Genomic DNA, 17067 nt, shown 5'->3' on the forward strand with positions numbered 1-17067 from the left:
CGGGCGAGACGTGACGCAGGCATAAGTGTTCCAGCTGATCGCAAGTTACAGTTAACCTGTGTGAAGTCTCAGGGGACTGTTTGTCTGGCTCGAGATTCCCGAATGCGCTTGCGAATCAGGGCGGCCCGTTCTGTACTGTTTTGTTAAGATTTCTCTGCGCGACAGTGTTTGTGAACAAAACCGCCATCGACGCGCAGGATGGCTCCCGTGATGTAGTCTGCGGAGGATGAGGCGAGGAACGCGACGGTGCTGCCGATATCATCAGGAGTCCCGAGGCGACCGAGTGGCAGCTTAGTCGCTTGTTCCTGGATGTATTCCTCAGAGAACAGGGTGCGTTCGCCCGGTGTATCAATCCAGCCGGGTTCGATCACATTCACATTAATGTGGTGGCGCGCCAGTTCCACGGCCATGGTTTCAGCCATGTGATTCAAGCCTGCTTTTGCGGCGCCATAGGCGATGGATCGCGCCACGGGCATTTCAGCATGCACACTGGAGATGAAAATGATTTTTCCGCCTGTCTGTTGTTTGACCATCTGTTTGGCAATCTGCTGGCTCATGACAAAGCCGCTGATCAGGGTGCTTTGGATGATTTGTTCAAAGCGGTCAATGTCGAATTCAAGAAAGTCGGCGTGATGGGTCAATGCCGGGTTGCTGACTAAAATATCGATCTGCGATTTCCAGGCGATTGCATCCGCAACGAGCTGCAAACTGGATTCACGCGAAAACACATCTGCTTCCAGGACCGTACATTGCCGGCCCAGTTCCTTAATTTCGAGGGCAGTCTGCTGGACTGTCGGCGATCCCGGACGATCATTTAAGATCAGGTCAGCCCCCTGTTTTGCCAGCTGAATTGCGCACCCTTTTCCAATTCCCTGTCCCGCGCCAGTTACAAGTGCAACTTTGTGTTCCAGATCCATCTCAATGCCTTAAAAGTTGTGTTGCTCAATTGGAGTCATATTCAAAACAGGTATCCAGGGTGGTGACTGCGGCACCAAGGCAGGCAATGCGTGCCAGTTGTGATTCGACGGTGCTGATGCGCAGGCTGAGGTGCTCAGAATGCGAAGGCAGAATGTTTCGTTTGATTGACTGGAATAAGGAAGCGACGGCATCCGGTCCGGCACGACCGACGACTTCTTCAATCAGGACGACTTCCGGCGCGAGTGTGTTGATTAATCCGCCGATCGCCTGTCCCAGTTGGTCGAATGCTTCGCAGACAATCCGAAAAGAAAGCCGATCCCCTTGAGCGGCGGCGTCAAGCACATCATAGCCAGTGAAGGATTCCAGATCGGCCAGTACACTCTCGCTTCCATGTTGCAGCGCTGCCCGGGCATTGTTGGCGATGGCGGGTAAAGCGGCGACTGCTTCGAGGCACCCCACGCCGCCACAGCGGCACTGCACAGGTTCGTCTGTAACTTTCCAGTGACCAAATTCACCTGCGAGCATTGCATTCCCGGAAATATAAATTCCTCCCAGCTTAAAACAGCAGCCGATACCGGCTCCGAACTGGACGAAAAACATGTTTTCGGATTGTTCGCGCATTTCCAGTCGGTCGATGGCGCGGATATAAGTCGAGGCACCATTCAGCAGCAGGACCGGCAGTTGGAATCGCTTCTGGAAAATATCCACAATGGGAACGTTGTGCCAGTGCTGGAGGATCGACGACCATTTTGCGATTCCGGCTTCATGGTCGATCACACCGGGATCAGCCACTGCCAGGCCGAGGCAGTGCCCTTTCAGGTCCCGGGTTTGAGCGAGGATATCATCTACGCTTTCAAAGATGGTCTGCAGTCGTTCCTCTTCGGTCATCGGGTGCAGGTCCACCCAGCGACTGGTCTCAGCGACTACCGTATACGAGGTATCCATCGCAATGACATTGAGTCCCTCTACGGTATAGGCGATGGCAATGCAATAGCCTGCCTCAGGGTTCAGTACCAGCCCGTCTTTCCTGCGCGGGCCTTTAGAATCGGAGAGTGCCGTTTCGACCAGCAGTTCCTGCTGGAGTAAGGCGGATACGGTTCGGGTAATGGCGGGCCGGGAAACACCACAGTTTTCTGCCAGTCGCGCGCGTGAAATGGGCCCCCATTTCCTGATACATCCCAGGATTTCAGAAGGGATACGGTTGTTGACAAGTTTGTGTAGCTTGAAGTTGTTACTTTTTTTCACGGAGAAGAAAACCTGTTTTGGGACAGCATGAGCAGGATTCTGAAAGATCGAGTGGTCTGATTATGCTCTGATGGCTGATTGAGTACAAACAATACAGAAATGATAAGGCATAATGTAGTTTAAACAAATTGAAATCGCTATTTGAGGTCAAAATCACACTGGTTTTCCTGTCCCTCTTCAACGGTCACGCTTAATGTTGATTCTGTATTGTATTTCGCAGGCAGGACTTGACGGGTTTCTTTTTCTGTTTTTCCTCCAGCGCCGACAATGATTTCTTTGCCAGTCTCTTCGTATCCCAAAATTTCTACTTTGCATTCACCTACTGGAACGCCGCCTTTCCAGTCAATTCGATAGGTACCTTCCGAGACCGGACCCATGGCAACCGGCCCCTTTGTGGGGAGAAAGGTGATCTGTCCACTCTGGATGGGTTTGTCGTTAAACTTGATCTCGCCTGTGACGACAGCTCTGGTCGGAGCTGGTATTCCTGATGAATTACTGCATCCCGACAAAATAAAACTTAAAACACAGACGCCAGTCATATGGAAATAGAATCTCACCAGAGTCCCTTTCAATTTAAAGGATCAGAGGATGATTGTTAAAGGATCAGAGGATGATTGTGGGTGCAGAGTGATACTTCTTTACTGAGAGTAATCGGTCGTGTCGCAGATGTCCTGTTCCGGCTGATGTCGCCTGCTCTTTCCTTTTTCAGTAATGGCGACCATCAGCCTGATCAGCACAGTGTCGATTAATACTCGCCAATCACTTCGCCGTCTGCACGCATGGTGAGGTTGTCCAGGGTTGTCTGGTCAATGTTTTCTGAAAGGAAATGGACCGACCCGTCGGCAAACAGCGCGTGGCATCCGCCGACATGCTTGCTTTGCAGCGCAGCGGGACGAGCACCTCCACAAGGTGCACCTTGCGTGACATTCGGTCCGTGGCAATCTGCACCAAACTGTTCCCACTGAAAGTTGATTCCGCCTGTTGATGAATAGCCGATCTGAGTACCGAAGCCGTTGGACCAGGAAGGTTTTCCCTGGCCGTTACCTGGATTGCCATCATGATTGATTACCCAGAGCACTTCTCCCATGGCAACGGTATTGGATGTGCCATCGGTGACATCGCGAGCCCGTTTGTTCCCATTCACCAGGAAGATACCCGTCAGCCCCAGTGTCGCACTGGGAGTGCCACCCGTATAAAACTGCCAGGCACCGGCGCCGACGGCGAATACATAGTTGGTCCCGCCATTATGGTTCCCCGCAGGGAAGGGGAACTTGAGGCAGGCCCCGATCATCTGCACGGTCTGGTTGGGGTCAGACGGGCAGAGTAAGGCCGGTATGTTGGTACTCATTTGTGTTGAGTTGATGGAACCGCCCGGGTCAGACTGACCAATTGCAAAATTGTACTCGTTATAGAGAGGGGCTTGATCGAGATAAGGCAGCATGAGAGTCAGGCCGCTGATGTTGGGGGCACCGAATCCCGAGCAACCATTGGGGCTGCCAGCCTGGGTCGAGATGCAGAGTGGAGGGAACTGAGAGTGGGTATCGTGATAGTTGTGGATTGCCAGCCCCAACTGCTTCATGTTGTTTTTGCAGGTGCTTCTGCGGGCAGCTTCTCTGGCTTGTTGAACCGCTGGCAGTAAGAGAGCAATCAGAATGGCGATGATAGCGATAACGACGAGCAGCTCAATCAGCGTAAAACCACGGACTCTCGAAAAACGCATCTTCATGACTTTTTCCTTTGAATGTATAGAGAACAGTATAAGAAGGGGGTGGAAACATACTATTCTTTAGTGGGATATATAATGCGCTTTAAGTTTAAGTGTGTTAAGTTAAATGAATGTTGATGCGATGTCAATCAGAAATGTAAGGATTTCAATAAATTCTCGGCAGTCAGGCGCTTGAAGAATGAGTGTTATTAGTTTGTATGCCTGTTTTATAGAGTGGCGACTGACTCTTTAAATGTAAGAGAGGGGCGTGTTGCAGGCTGGTAGAACCTTTTGGGTCCCGGTGTTTATATTCAGGCGTGTCTGGTTAAAGTTGTGATGTGTAAATATAATATGTGTGTTGGAGTGGGTGGGTGGGTGTGTTAAGGGTGAGGTCATCTATGCGGGGATTGTGTTGCAGCAGGGAACATGTGGTCCCGTCTGAAAGAGAGGGGTTCGTTTTGCCTCTTATTTGAGAGCAACGAACGGCTTGGAAAATTCAGCAATCTATCAGAACGGACTCAGCCTGTGGCTAACGGAACGGATTCCGATTAATAAAATCGGTAACCCGCTTTTACAGCAGCTCTGGAATCGGTTTTCCATCGGTCAGGATCGGGATCGGGCGGCCTGTGTTATCGTGGAAGGCCTGGGACGTATCGATGCCGAATTTCTGATAGATCGTGGCCAGTAAATCGTTACTGTTCATGACGCGGTCCACGGGATGTTCGCCTTTGGGGTTGGTCGCACCGATCGTCTGACCCATCTTCAAACCGCCTCCAGCCAGAAAGATACTCATGGCCCGGCACCAGTGATCGCGGCCCGGGCGTTTGGTTTTATCCTGATGGCGAACTTTGGGGGTACGTCCAAATTCACCACAGAAAATGAACAGCACATTCTGATCCAGGCCGCGGCGATGCAGGTCGTTAATCAGGGCCGGAACTGCCTGGTCGAAGACCGGCATGCGTTCCCGGTAGGCCTGGAAAATGTCGGCGTTGACGGAGTGGTCGTCCCAGTTGCTGGTGCGTCCTGCTTTTTTCGAGAGACGGAAGCTGGCCTGCAGTTGCACCAGTCGGACTCCCGATTCCACCAGGCGACGAGCCAGCAGTAAGCCCTGTCCCCAGGTTGTTCGCCCATATTCATCGCGGAGTTCATCCGGTTCGGAGGAGAGGTCGAAGGCTTTGCTCGTCCGGTCGCTGGTCAGCATGGAGAGTGCCCGATTGTTGAACTTGTCCAGTGCCGCCATCGAACCGCTCTTGTCCAGTTCCCGCCGAAAGGTATCGAACTGGCTCAGCAGCTGATTGCGTTTTTTCAGAGCGTCCGCCGCCGACTGGTTGACCGAAAGATTATTTACCGAGAACTTGGAACTGTTCGGATCGCCGCTGAACATGAAGGGACTGTAAGCGGGCCCCAGGTACGCCGGCCCTCCGCCATAAAATTTCGTGTTGGCGATAAACAGGGGAATGTCGCGTACCTGATTTTCCAGATGGCTGGCCACAACCGAACCGATTTCGGGATACTCGGCATCTCCCGGGTTGGCAGCCGTCGGGGTGTAACCGGAGAGCAGTCGACAGGTGCCGCCCGAATGTTCGTTGCGGTTATGATGCAGGCTGCGGACGATGGAAAATTTGTCCGCCATTTTCGCCAGGTTCGGCAACAGTTCACTGATCTCCATTCCCGGGACATTGGTCTTGATGGGACTGAAATCGCCGCGGTATTCGGTGGGAGCCAGCGGTTTCATATCGAAGGTGTCGATGTGACTGGGGCCGCCGTTGGCCCAGAGCAGAATCACCGAAAAGTCCTTGTTCGGACTGGCGTGCTGTGTTTCGCCTGCCAGCAGTCTTGTCAGGTTCGGATCCAGACCGCCTGACAGGGCGCCCAGACCGAGGCCACCAATTTTCAGAAACTCGCGACGACCCATAGGGCCGGAACATTGTTGATTCATTTCTTCATTCATGATTCTATTCTCTGTTCAAAATCGTAACGTGTGTGGTTGATTAATGAACGAAAAGGAATTCTTTGGTATTGAGCAGCGTCCAGATCAGGTTACCAAACGCAGCCTGCTTGTCTTTTTCGCTGGCGAGGTAGGCCAGTGCATTTTTCATTTCGCGATCAGTCGGTTCACGCGATAAGCTTTTCAGGAACAGTTCTCTGACTTTTCTTTCCTCTGTCTTTTTCTCTTTCGCCAGAGAGGATGCATAGCCGCCCATCGCTTTGGAGAGGATGAAGCTGTTATTCATTACAAACAGCGACTGTGACAGGTTGGGTTCAGAAACCCGCTCGCATTCACAGGCACTCTCGCGTTTCGGACGACCGAACAGCGTCAGGAACTGGTTGGAATAACCTTCGTCGGGCAACTGCAATGCCCGTGTTGCTTTGGGAAGCCCACTGTAGCGGGTCGGCGTGTCGGTGACATCGTCGATGGCATCCAGCAGAATCTCGGCGGAGAGCCGTTGCGGATAGAAGCGCGCATAATTCTGCGTCTCTTCAAGGTTGATTTCATTCGCTTCAGAACCGATCTGGTAGGTACTGCTGGTGCAGATCAGTTTGACGATATGTCGCATGTCGTAGCCAGACCGGGTAAATTCCTGTGCCAGCTCTTCCAGCAGGGGTTCGTTGGAAGCGGGGTTGGTGACCCGCAGATCATCCAGTGGATGAACGAGGCCGCGTCCAAAGAAATGAGCCCACATCCGGTTCACAAAGGCCCGGGCAAAATAGGGATTCTGTTTTTCGGCCATCCAGTCAACCAGATAGTGGCGCGGATCATCGAAAGGAGCAATTTCCAGATCGGGACCGCCCAACCCGTGCGGGGGGACGACTTCACCCGTGACCGGATGTTTGACCTGACCGGTCTGTTTAACGGAGATCATTTCATTGGCACGCCGTTCGGCAACGCCGGTTCCGCCGGTGCGGTTCACACGGGAAAAGAAGGCAGCCAGACCGTAGTAATCTTGCTGGCTGTATTTCTCAAACGGATGATGATGACAGCGGGCACAGCCGATTCGCAGTCCTAAAAAGACCTGGGCCATATCGTCGACATACCGGTCGAGATAACGGACTTCCGCGTACCACTGCGCGGGCGGATTGACCGAAACATCTCCGGTTGCCGTCAATACGCCGCGAACCAGTTCGTCATAAGGAGCATTGGCGGCAATTTTATTTCGCAGCCAGCGGTGAAAGGCGATCGTGCCGGGCTCGCGGTTGCGTTGTCCGCGGCGTTTGTTACGCAGCAGATCCGACCATTTCTGAGCGAAGTGATCGGCGTAGTCGCCGGAGTGAACCAGGCGGTCGATCAGCTTTTGTCGTTTGCGGGGATCGGTGCTGTGGGTATAGGTCTCGACCTCAGCGAGCGTCGGTAGTTTTCCGGCGATCTGCAGAGTGGCTCTGCGGATGAATGTGGCATCATCGGCGAGGGGAGAGGGGGGAACCTCCAGGACTTTCAGTTTGCGTTGAATATGTTCGTCGATGAAGTTCGTCACAGGAAACGCGGGCCAGGCATCGGGCGATTCGTTGGAGGGGACCAGAATTTTCGATACGGAAACTTGACCCTGGTACAGAGCCAGCACCGAGGTTTCGCCGGTTCGTTCCAGGGAAGTGACGAGCCCCCGTTCGTCGACCGTGGCGACAGAGGTATCCTTTGAGCGAAATTCAACCAGCGGTGTGACATCGCGGCGGGAACCATCCGAATAATGGGCTGTGCCAGTCAACTGCTGTTGATCATGGTGGCCCAGAGATTCGAATGCAGGTTCGACGGTTAGCTTGACGATCTGCGGCGTGTCTGCCGGGCCGTGTGGTGTATTGGCTTCAATCCAGCGGACTAAGCGGTTGTATTCCGGTGTGGCTTCTTCCAGTCGTTTGCCTCCACCGTGCGGAATTTTCATGGTGGCTTTACGAAGCAGCAGAGAGTCGTCAGGCGAGGCGGGGAAGATGCGCCGGCCCCGAATATCGCGGGTGATCCATTCGTAGTCCTGTTCCGGCTGAAAGCCGAACAGGGAGAGCTGGAATCCGCCGCGGCCGTCCGATTTTCCGTGACAGCCGCCGCCATTACATCCGCGTCGGGTCAGAATCGGAGCAATATCGTTTTCGAAACTCAGCGGGAGAAATGTTTCTCCCTGCTCAATGACGACGGGCAGGGTCTGCTTGAGTTTGCCCCAGCTGATTTGCAGTTCAGTTTTGCCGGAGGCTGCGGGAGTGATGATACCCAGTTCATTCACGGATGCCAATTGAGGATCTTTGAGTTTGAATTTGACAGCACGCGTGAGGTCGAAGGTTTTCTCGTCGTCGGCGAAACCGGTGACCAGGAGTTGCTGTCGGCTGTCTCGACCGCGCAGATGAATTTTCTCGGGCCACGTCTTGAGTCGGACCGTTTGCTGCGGGGAGATTTTAGCAGGCAGGATTTCCGCAGCCGGTTTGTGTTCCGCTTCAGAGGCGGTCGCGGCTTGGGGTATCCCGCAGAGGGACAACAGCAGACAGAGCACGGCTTTGCCAATGCTGCTGTTCCTGTAGAGGAAACTGTTCTCTGTTTTGATCTGTTTTAAGATAATCATCATATCAGGTTTGATTTTCTTTAAGTATGTTTGATCCCGGCATGCGGCTCACTGTTGGTTGATGAGTCTGGTTTCGTCTTTTATTTTGACTGCTTTTTCCGGGGTTGAATTTTCTCTTTATTGGGCAGTGGCTGGATCTCCAGTGTGATGATATTGCTGACCGCCTCGAAGGGGGCGGGTTTTGGCTTTTTCTGTTTTTTGTCGGTCGATTGTGACGGTGTGACGTTAAGGGTGGCGGATAACCAGAGCGAATATTGGCCTGGCTGCACGTTTTGGGGCAGTTGTGCGGTGAGGATGTTCTCGGATTGTTTCAAATCGAGTGAGGTCACAGGTTTGATTAATGATGCCTGCTTACCTTTGGCATCGACCAGATCGATGTGCCACTTCAGAACAGGCTTGCCAGAAATCTCAGAACCGGCAGATTCCCACTGAACATCCAGTTCTATTTTCTCACCCAGCGCCCGTTTCGCCTGGTTTGGCTTGATCGTCATATTGAAAGGGGCAGCCTTTGCGGTTCCTGCTGTCAGGGTGGCGACCTGCTGGAACGAACCGCTGCGAGAGACTGTCTGGGGGTGAACCTGTTTGACGACTTGCTGATCCTGCACTGTGGCGATTGCTTTAAGCGAAAGAGGAACGATTGTCTGCGGCGCGTTTTTCGATGTGAAAATCGAGAAGCGGGCCTCGCTTTGATGAGCGGGAATAATGGCCTCGTCAGCAGAGAGCCCTTCGGGAAGATCAACGGCCTGGATGCGGACCGGTTCGGAAAAACCGTGCTGGCGGTCGACGTAAATCGTTACGTGTGTGTGTCCGCCCTGGTGGAGTGAAACCCCGGAATAGCGATCGCTGGCAGCGGGGTAGGCATAGACCTGAAAATCCGGTTGTTTGTTTTCGATGCGTACCCGGTACTGTCGATCAAAGTCACCCAGGCTACTGCCATAGAGGTCGCGAACCAGGAGAGCGTAAGTGCCGGACTTCGGTGCTTTCCAGGTCCCCTCCGGATCGAGAGACGTGGCAGAGACGGGCGTTGCGTTCCCTTTCACTTCTGCTTTGTTCGTCAGACTCTTCAATACCTTGCCACTACTGTCGAGCAGAGCGAGTTCGAGATCCATCTGCTGGTCCAGCTGCTCGCCGAAAGCACGAATGCTGAGCTCCTGTCCTTTTTCCGCGGTGAACTGGTACCAGTCCAGGTCGCGGGGTTTCAGGAACTGACCGGCAATGTCGCAGGGGACTTTGATTTTCTGTGCGGTTTTCTGTGACTGGTTTCCCGGCTCCTGATCAACAACGACGGGCAGGTCGGTTATTATCAGGGGGACGGTGCCTTCAAGTTCCGGCACGTTCAGATGAAAGCGGTTTGTCAGTGGACTGTCGGTCTGGTGTGGTGCTGCCCATTTTTCAGGATCGACGGTGATTTCTGTTTGTTGCAGAATTTGCGTAGCGTTCTGTGAAACGCCGGGCAGACTGATTCCCTGAATGGTGACTGGGTTGGGTTGACCGGAATTGATCAGAGCAGGAAACGCCGCCAGCAGACGCGGCTCTGAATTTACAGAGAGATGATACAGGGCCGAGGGATCGCTGCTGTAAGCGCGATTAAACACTTTGACCTGGTACGTGCCCGAGTTGGGGAGTTTCACATGCAGAACCGGCTCTCGTTGATGGGGAGAGGCAAACGCAATTTCTTCACCATCGGGGGCGATGAGTGTCATCAGAGGCGCTGCGGAACTACCCAGGGATTTTGAACGACAGCGCAGTGTGATCTGTTGATCCTTTTTTCCGGTGAACGCATACCAGTCGATGTCTCCGGTATGTTCGAAGCGGGCATCGACGCCCCCGGGGAGGGAGAGTTTCAGAGCGGAGTCGGGCTGATCCGATTTTTCCGTGGCTGTCAACGTGGACCAGGCGGTGATCTGTACGGGGTACGGCTGGCTCAGTCCGTCGTCGGTCAAGAGGCGCAGATTATAAATGCCTGCGGGGGTCTGATTCTCGACGTTGATCCGGAGGTTCTTGTCGTCGATGACTTTGACGGAAACTCCCGGCGCATTGACCTGAGACTGACGTATGTTTTTGAGATTCTTTCCCTTCAGCTTGATCTCGGCGGTGGTGCCTGCCTGAAAGCTGAACGGAAACAGACTTTCCAGTTCAGGCGGGGCTGCGAAAAGAGGCACGCTGTTACAGAGACTCAGCCCGAGAATCATAAGACAGTCGATGAATCTTCTGGCTGTCATGGGCAATTTCCAAAGTGGTGGCAGGGGTGGTCATAACCACGTGAGGGATGGTGCTAAATCTTAATAAACTTAATATATCAGAAAATGTGTGTTGATTCAACATATTCATCTCTGTGGATGCAATTCGAGTTGGTGAGGTCCTGCCATGCCAGAGCACTTCACATTTAATAAAGCGTCTCACCATCTAATATAATCGGTCCCAATGAAACTGGAGACGCTACTGTAAATCGGGACACGGTCTAAATCGCAGGAACAGAGTCGTTATTAGAATCGTGTTGCGGATTGCTTTACCAGCAAGGATACCCGGGCGCATTTGCCTGCTTGAGGGTGAATTGTTCCTGCCGGAAAGCTGGAGCGAGGCTTGGCCCCGGAGCCGGGAAGCAGGTATTCCCGATGAGCTGCTTGACTGTCAGCTCCCAAGGTCATTTCCCGACGCAGCCAGCGCAGAGACCGACCAGCGCGCGTCCCACAATTAACTAGGGACAGCCCACGACCCCAGTGAATCGACGCGTTTTTGATTCAACATCCCCGGCTTCGTAACCAGGCATGGAACAAATCGTTAAGTCATTCAGGTACAGGTGATTACAAATCGATGGGAGCGAAGTGAGAAGTAGTGAGTTTCAGATCATTTCAGATAAAATGAAATTTCTCTGACCGAACTGACAGTCTTATTACATCACTCTGATGAAACGTGAACTTGATCCACTTTGGGGTCCATGCAGAATACTTTAATCAGGGAGCGCTCATGCGAATATTTGCACGAATTAATGATATCATCGCAGCCAACATTCACGACATGATCGATCAGTTCGAAGATCCGGAAGTCATGCTGAAGCAGGCGATCCGGGAGATGGAGCAATCCATAGACACCGTGACCCAGGATACGGCACGCGTGATGGCGGGGGAGAAACGACTGATCCGTGAGCTAACTAAAAATGATCTGGAAGCACAAAACTGGCAGCAGCGTGCCTTGCAGGCTGTGCAGAACGGAGACGATCAGCTGGCCCGAAAAGCGCTCGCTCGGAAAAAAGAGCATGAAAACCTCAGTCAGGCGCTGAAAGAACAACTCGAACCGGTCAAGAAAGCAGGTGATACATTAAAAGTTCAGTTGTCGGCCATGAAAGCCAAAATGGCGGAAGCCAAGCGACAACTTTCTGCCTTACTGCTGCGAAAGCGATCTGCTGAGATCCGTAAACAATCACATTCCTCACTGAATTGCCAGCAGACTAAAGCATTCAACACAAATTCCTTTCGTAAATTTGATCGTCTCCGCGAAAAAGTGGAAGAGGCAGAAGCGGAAGCCGATGCGCTTGATGAATTGAACGCCATGGTTGATGTTACATCGTTGGAACTGGGAGGACAGATTGAAAAGGACTCACTCGCAGATGGGGTTCAATCGATGGAAATCGAAGAGGAACTGAATGCTTTGAAACAGAAGAAAGACTGAGCCTTCCGGTAGTGAACAGCTTGACAACTGAAGTTGACAATGAAGAGAATAGAGAGTTCTTCACTCATACTGGAAGCAAGAGGTCCCGCGACTGTGAATCGTTTCCCTCAAACCCGGCAGACGTTGATTCAACAAATCGTAGCCAGTCGTGAAGCTCCAGGGTGGAAAACGTTTCTGGATGATTACTGGGGACCTGTCGTCCGGTTTGCGATTCGCACAGGTAACCTGAAAACACAGGATGCCGAAGACATTACAGCTGAGGCTTTCAAAATTCTGGTCTCTGCTGATTTGCTCTCTCGCTGGCTGAAAGATCGACGTTCCAGGCTGAGTACGATGTTGTGCGTCGTGGTCAGAAATCTGATCTCAAACCGTGCCCGGGTTCAGTCAGGGCGGGAAAAAATCATGGAGGAGATCATACCGGTACTGGCAGCTGAGAACGAAGAGCGACAGACTGATTCAACAGAAGATAGTTTTTACGAAGCCTGGGTAGAAGAATTATTACAGACAACTTTAAAGCAGTTGCAGCAGGACAGTCTCAGTCAGGGACGTGTGAATGCGTTTCGCGTATTTTACGGTAAATCTCTGGAAGGCTTGTCTAATCCGGAAATGGCGCAGTACCTGAATCTGAAAGTGACGGATGTCGAAAATTATTACAAGCGGACCCGGGGCCAGTTCACAGACCGGTTGCGGGCTACTGTTGAAGAGCATGTCAGAAGATACGGTTACCGGGATAATTTTGCTGAAGAAGTCGAACTGGAATGGCAGACTCTGGGGGAGTATCTGAAATCGCAGGGCGATCTGGAATCTGTGTTCCGACAGTTTTCCACAGAAACGGATGAGATTCGTTTCCAGGAACGGAAGTCGAAAGCAGATCTTCTACAGCAGTTGACATCAGTTGATGATCGAAAGACACCACAGCATGACTGAACGCCGAAAACTGGAAGAGAAACAGCTGCGAGCCGGACCGATGCGTTCCGATTCCAGTCAATCGGCTTTGGATGAAATTGTAGAAGTATTGCTAGCAGTGGCTGAGTCTATTCGCGACCGACAGCGGGCGGGGATGCTCAGTGGCTTGATTGATCCTTCCCAGATCTGGTGCGATGAATCAAAGAGGACGTGGCAGATCGTCTTTAATGCATCGGGTGAGTCAGAGCCGATTTCGTTTCCCGCCGAGGCTACCTGGTACGAAGCGTCTACCCGTGAGGAATTACAGACGTTGCCGCTGAAGATTACAGAAGCGCAACAGCAAGTCGATCAGATCGGTCTGGTGTTCTCTGTTCGACTGATTGACAGTTATGCATTGGGAGAATTTGCCTGTCGGATCACGGCGGACTGCAGTGTTTCGGAATATCTGCAAAGCCCCCGCGTGTTACAGAGTATTCCTGTAGAGCTTCGACCACTGATTGACCGAGCACTGGGATTTGACCCCAGTCAACGTTGTGAAGACATCGAAGATCTGATGACTCAGCTCAGAACCATTCAGAGCCTGCTTAGACAGGAAGCATTGACGGAAGACCTTTCTGAGTCTCTTCACCTGCATCGGCAATTGACTAAGACGGACGTGGATTCAGGCGATGAGCAGGCAGGGCTTCCCTTTGAACGCATTGGTCACTTTCAGATCCTTCGACGCATTGGCAGCGGCGGGATGGGAGACGTTTATGAAGGATATGATGAATCGCTGAAACGCAAAGTGGCAATCAAGGTTCTGCCACCGGAACTGGGGCGGCATGATTCATTCGTGAAGCGGTTTTATTCAGAAGCGGCCAGCGTCGCGAAGATCGTACATCCTCATATTGTTCAGATCTTTTTCATAGGGGAAGATCACGGTCATCATTTCTTTGCGATGGAATTTGTCGATGGAGAGTCTCTCGCAGAACAATTGGGACGTGCACCGCTTTCCGTTGCAGATGCCTTGAACGTGATCGTGCAGATTCTCGAAGGGCTGCAGGCGGCGCATCGGGTGGGGCTCGTGCACCGGGATGTCAAGCCGGGTAACATTCTCAGAGAGCAGAAAACCAACCGTTATCTGCTGGTCGACTTCGGGCTGGTCAAATCCCTGCAGGACGACGACGGACCGACGCACTCCGGAACTGTACTGGGCACAATGGATTATATCTCCCCCGAACAGGGCAGCAGCAGAGCCGTGGATGCGCGCAGTGACCTGTATTCCCTGGGCGTTGTACTCTATGAAATTATCAGCGGGAAGTTGCCGTTCTACGCGGACAGCCCCACCGGAATGATCTTTCAACATGTCTATGAGCGTCCTGTGCCTCTGTCCGAGGTCGCTGGTCTGGTTCCTGTTGAGGTTTCGGCTATCGTTTCAAAGATGATGGCCAAGAACCCCGCGCACCGCTATGCAGACGCCCAGGCGGCTCTGGATGATGTCAGGGCGTTTCAGAATGGTGAACAACTTCCTTCGCATGCAGAGCAGATTCTTCAGAACGATGCTGACTATTTTTTCAACCCGATTGCAAAGGCGGGGACTACCAGGTCTGCCACCGCCATTATCTCTGCGCCAGGCGTCAATGATTTCGAAGAAGAACTGGAGATTCTCAGTAGCGGTCCTTCCAGTCTCTGGGGCCGGATTGTAGAGCGTCTTTACGACTGGTTTGAAACGAAGTCCCCGCACTGGGCAGAACGCCTGCAGAATACTCAGTTGCAGGTCGATCGAGCCGTTTTAAAGCTGGAACGGCATCGCGATCTGCTGGCATCTCTGAACCGGGATGCGCAACTGCTGCTCAAACAACTGCAGCAGGATATCAAAACAAAAGAAAAGCTACAGGATGACAGCGAGGCAGAAGATGATTTCCTGCTGCAGGAACTTCGGGCTGCCTGTACCGAGCAGGTGCAGCAGGCCGATACCATCCAGAGACAACTTCATCAGGTGAATGCACGACTGGCTCAGGTGCGGACTGAACGCGATGTTCTGTTGGCCCGTTTACGCAGTGCGGAAACTCGCAAGCGAGGGGGTAATGCATCTCGCAGTCGAACAGTGGTGACCATCCTGATTCTGGTTGTGAGCTGCATGATACTCTTGTTTGTGCTGAAGAGCACTCAATTCAGGACGGTGCAATCAGGGCAAGGTCAGCCAGCGCTGAAAACAATAGCCGCAACCAAGGCGGGAGCACAGTCACACCACTGGCCCATTGAATCTCCCCGGGAGGTTATCATCCCGCTCCAGGCCAAAGTCCGTGCAATGGACATTGCTGTTACGCGGTACATCGACAAGCCTGCTTACACGGTCATCGCTGCACTCGATAATAATACATTGATAAAATATTACTTTCGAAGTGGGTTGAACTATGTTGTTCAAACGGGATTTCTGGGGGGCCCTGCCGGTGTGAAAGCGATTGCTCTTTCTCCCCAGGCAACGTTGACTGCGGTTGCAGCCGGAGACAATTCAATTCGTCTCTTTGAAACGAACAAAAGGGGAATGGAAGAATACCGCCGACTGGAGGGACATGTTCAGCCTGTGGTCAGCATGACATTTTCCGGAGACGAATCGACCCTGGTTTCCCTGAGTGAAGACCGTACGGTACGCTATTGGGATATCAGATCCGGTACGGAAATCCGCCGTTTCGAAGTCGGCCGCAACGATGCAGAGTTGATGGCAGCAAATAGTAAACTGAGTCGCCTGCTGATCGGAAAGAGGTTTCGTATTGACGACTCCCTGGTTTTGTGGAACTCGCTGGAATCGAGGCCGGAAAAGGTCTTTCCGACCGATGCTGCTCCAGCAACGCTCGCCCTGTCAGCAGATGCGCGGCTGGCTATGGCTTTCGCGGCAGGACGCATCGATGTGTGGAATGCGTTGACTGCAGAAAAAATTCGCTCTTTTGCGGGAGTCAGCCAGGCTGCTGCCTTTGCACCTGATGTCAATCGGGCGTTAACGCTGCAAAACCGCAGTCTGAAACTCTGGCAAACCGATACAGGGGAACTGATCGAGACTCGTGAGCTGCAAATCAAGTCCAGCCAGCGGGCCAGAATACTGCTGGCACAAAACGGGGCCATGGGGGTCGTGGCGACTTCTGATAAGACGCTGCATCTATGTTTTCTGCCTGAGGTCCCTCCGCCAAAAGATCTCGTGTATCAGTTTCACGCGGAGACCCCGATTCACGCCCTGGACATTGCCTCCGATGGGGTCTGGATTGCCGGGGGAGGAGCAGGGATGATTTACCTGTGGAACATGGATCATCCTCCAGCGAGTTTCGTGCTGGAGTCTCCCAATCAGATTTCGAGTCTGGCATTCTCTCCGAACGGGGGATATCTCGCTTACGGAACGGGTCAGCAAGGTTCCACCACCAATTATGTTGGCGTGCGGAAAATGGAATACACCGATCATGTGCAGCGATTTCTCAAAAAAACAACGGACTGGCAAAAGCTGGAAGGATTTGAGGATCGGATTTCATCAGTGGCGTGGGATCAGAGCGGCAAACTGATCCTGGCTGCCAGTCAGGGCGGTCAGCTCAAAAGCTGGGATCCGGGAAAGAACAAGGTGGAGTCTGCGCTTCAGCTGAATGTACCCATCCTGCATTTATCACAACTAAAGGAGGGAGCCCGCTGCCTGCTGGTTACAGGGGCGCATGCGCTGGAACTCTGGGATTATGCGCAAAGTACATCGCCGGAAGAATTTCTGCAGACTGCTTATGAAGGGATCGACTGCGCGGTCAGTGATGAACATCAGCTGATTGCGATAGCCGATCGCCGGGGGCTGATTCATCTACTCTCACAAAGCGATCACTCTCAAGTGAGTGTGCTGGAGAGCCATTCCGATCTGGTAACGGATCTGTGCTTTGTACCCTCTTCCCGGTTACTGGCCGCAGCGTATCGGAGTGGCGTCGTCCGGTTGTGGGACACTCGACAGTTTAAAATGATCAAAGAATATCGCAACGACCCTTCACCTGTGACAGCAATACAGGCGAGTGCTGATGCCCGGCATGTCATTGCTGCTTCCCTGAATGGAAACGTCAGTATCTGGAAACTGCCCTGAAC

Annotated in this window: 10 protein-coding genes; 3 read left to right on the top strand and 7 right to left on the bottom strand. The window is 52.6% G+C overall.

Translation table 11 applies throughout. The annotated features are described in order from the left end of the window. Nucleotides 1-143: 143 nt before the first annotated feature. The 7 genes from GmarT_RS09525 to GmarT_RS09555 all read right to left on the bottom strand — a co-directional run bounded on the left by GmarT_RS09525 (nt 144) and on the right by GmarT_RS09555 (nt 10631). Nucleotides 144-917, bottom strand: coding sequence for an SDR family NAD(P)-dependent oxidoreductase (locus GmarT_RS09525; RefSeq protein WP_002648397.1), 774 nt, complete (start codon nt 915-917; stop codon nt 144-146). A 25-nt stretch (nt 918-942) separates the two neighbouring features. Beyond that, a complete protein-coding gene (locus tag GmarT_RS09530; RefSeq protein WP_002648396.1) occupies nt 943-2163 on the bottom strand; it encodes an ROK family transcriptional regulator in 1221 nt (406 codons plus the stop codon). Nucleotides 2164-2300: 137 nt separating this feature from the next. Then, nucleotides 2301-2720 carry a hypothetical protein gene (locus GmarT_RS09535; RefSeq protein WP_149302580.1) on the bottom strand — a complete coding sequence of 140 codons (420 nt, stop codon included), beginning with the start codon at nt 2718-2720 and terminating at the stop codon, nt 2301-2303. Nucleotides 2721-2908: 188 nt separating this feature from the next. Continuing rightward, nucleotides 2909-3889 carry a DUF1559 domain-containing protein gene (locus GmarT_RS09540; protein ID WP_002648393.1) on the bottom strand — a complete coding sequence of 327 codons (981 nt, stop codon included), beginning with the start codon at nt 3887-3889 and terminating at the stop codon, nt 2909-2911. Nucleotides 3890-4439: 550 nt separating this feature from the next. After that, nucleotides 4440-5807, bottom strand: coding sequence for a DUF1501 domain-containing protein (locus GmarT_RS09545; protein WP_187782355.1), 1368 nt, complete (start codon nt 5805-5807; stop codon nt 4440-4442). A 52-nt stretch (nt 5808-5859) separates the two neighbouring features. Then, nucleotides 5860-8412 (bottom strand): DUF1549 and DUF1553 domain-containing protein, encoded by a 2553-nt coding sequence (locus GmarT_RS09550; protein WP_002648391.1) that lies wholly within the window; start codon nt 8410-8412, stop codon nt 5860-5862. 77 nt (nt 8413-8489) lie between these two features. Then, nucleotides 8490-10631, bottom strand: a complete 2142-nt coding sequence (locus tag GmarT_RS09555) for a PPC domain-containing protein (protein ID WP_081459584.1) — start codon at nt 10629-10631, stop codon at nt 8490-8492. Between the two features lie 745 nt (nt 10632-11376). Between GmarT_RS09555 and GmarT_RS09565 the strand changes: the two genes are divergently transcribed. The 3 genes from GmarT_RS09565 to GmarT_RS09575 are packed head-to-tail and all read left to right on the top strand — an operon-like array spanning nt 11377 to nt 17065. Continuing rightward, nucleotides 11377-12078 (top strand): PspA/IM30 family protein, encoded by a 702-nt coding sequence (locus tag GmarT_RS09565; RefSeq protein WP_002648389.1) that lies wholly within the window; start codon nt 11377-11379, stop codon nt 12076-12078. A 39-nt stretch (nt 12079-12117) separates the two neighbouring features. After that, nucleotides 12118-13005 carry an RNA polymerase sigma factor gene (locus tag GmarT_RS09570; protein ID WP_002648388.1) on the top strand — a complete coding sequence of 296 codons (888 nt, stop codon included), beginning with the start codon at nt 12118-12120 and terminating at the stop codon, nt 13003-13005. Then, complete coding sequence (locus GmarT_RS09575) at nt 12998-17065, top strand: WD40 repeat domain-containing serine/threonine-protein kinase (protein WP_052301277.1); 4068 nt, start codon at nt 12998-13000, stop codon at nt 17063-17065. The genes GmarT_RS09570 and GmarT_RS09575 overlap by 8 nt, the downstream gene beginning before the upstream one ends. Nucleotides 17066-17067: the final 2 nt, after the last annotated feature.

The sequence above is a fragment of the Gimesia maris genome (assembly GCF_008298035.1).
Classification (GTDB): domain Bacteria; phylum Planctomycetota; class Planctomycetia; order Planctomycetales; family Planctomycetaceae; genus Gimesia; species Gimesia maris.

What these genes read in the sequence shown, in the direction of transcription:
- GmarT_RS09525 (WP_002648397.1), bottom strand. Translation starts at nt 917, where the DNA reads ATGGATCTGGAACACAAAGTTGCACTTGTAACTGGCGCGGGACAGGGA.
- GmarT_RS09540 (WP_002648393.1), bottom strand. Translation starts at nt 3,889, where the DNA reads ATGAAGATGCGTTTTTCGAGAGTCCGTGGTTTTACGCTGATTGAGCTG.
- GmarT_RS09545 (WP_187782355.1), bottom strand. Translation starts at nt 5,807, where the DNA reads ATGAATCAACAATGTTCCGGCCCTATGGGTCGTCGCGAGTTTCTGAAA.
- GmarT_RS09550 (WP_002648391.1), bottom strand. Translation starts at nt 8,412, where the DNA reads ATGATGATTATCTTAAAACAGATCAAAACAGAGAACAGTTTCCTCTAC.
- GmarT_RS09555 (WP_081459584.1), bottom strand. Translation starts at nt 10,631, where the DNA reads ATGACAGCCAGAAGATTCATCGACTGTCTTATGATTCTCGGGCTGAGT.
- GmarT_RS09565 (WP_002648389.1), top strand. Translation starts at nt 11,377, where the DNA reads ATGCGAATATTTGCACGAATTAATGATATCATCGCAGCCAACATTCAC.
- GmarT_RS09570 (WP_002648388.1), top strand. Translation starts at nt 12,118, where the DNA reads ATGAAGAGAATAGAGAGTTCTTCACTCATACTGGAAGCAAGAGGTCCC.
- GmarT_RS09575 (WP_052301277.1), top strand. Translation starts at nt 12,998, where the DNA reads ATGACTGAACGCCGAAAACTGGAAGAGAAACAGCTGCGAGCCGGACCG.